Annotated in this window: 1 pseudogene; it reads left to right on the top strand. The window is 45.0% G+C overall.

The features are described 5' to 3' along the window. Positions 1-313 (top strand): annotated as a pseudogene (locus tag HC176_RS18680) (DUF58 domain-containing protein); the annotation flags it as partial.

Below are 313 nucleotides of genomic sequence, written 5' to 3'. Positions count from 1 at the left end.
AAATTCCGCTTTGGCCTTTTCCAACATTGCCCTGAAAAAGAAAGATAAAGCCGGACTCATCACTTTTTCTAATAAAATGGAAAAGGTGATCCCCGCCAGTTCGAAAAAGACACATCTAAATCTCCTTTTAGAGACCTTATACAACGTCAATACCCGCTTCAATGATTCAGATTTTGGATTGCTGTACACTCACGCCAACCGCAGATTACCGCAACGAAGCTTGCTGCTACTCTACACGAATTTTGAACATTTGAGCGCCCTTCACCGGCAGCTACCTTACCTGCTCGCCCTGGCCAGAAAACACCTGCTTGTG

This window comes from Tamlana crocina, from assembly GCF_012037625.1.
Note: the sequence above shows the minus strand (reverse complement) of the source record. Positions and strands in the feature narration are given on the sequence as shown.